The organism is Pseudoalteromonas sp. SIMBA_162, from assembly GCF_046535955.1.
GTDB classification, from domain to species: domain Bacteria; phylum Pseudomonadota; class Gammaproteobacteria; order Enterobacterales; family Alteromonadaceae; genus Pseudoalteromonas; species Pseudoalteromonas marina.
The window spans coordinates 1-262 of record NZ_JAWJBQ010000599.1 but is presented as its reverse complement, the minus strand read 5'-3'; the positions used below and the strand labels follow the sequence as shown (position 1 = coordinate 262).

The window sequence follows — 262 nt, the reverse complement described above, 5'->3', positions numbered from 1 at the left end:
CTCGTAACCTCTGGAGATACACATGCTGGAATTCCTGATTCCTGCCGCACACGCGGAAGCCGAAGCGGCTGTCGCCGGCGGCGGCGCCATCGGCCAGATCGTCATGCTGGTCGGCTTCGTGGTCATTTTCTATTTCCTGCTCTGGCGTCCGCAGTCCAAGCGCGCCAAGGAACACAAGAACCTGATCGGCAATCTGGCCAAGGGTGACGAAGTCGTCATCGGTGGTGGCCTGGTTGGCCGCATCACCAAGGTCAGCGAGCAG

General features: G+C 60.7%; 1 protein-coding gene. It reads left to right on the top strand.

Features of this window, described 5'->3' with window-relative positions; all coding sequences use genetic code 11:
• Positions 1–22: 22 nt before the first annotated feature.
• The coding region (gene yajC, locus R0J88_RS21075; RefSeq protein ID WP_410901037.1) for a preprotein translocase subunit YajC at positions 23–262 on the top strand (240 nt) is incomplete at its 3' end.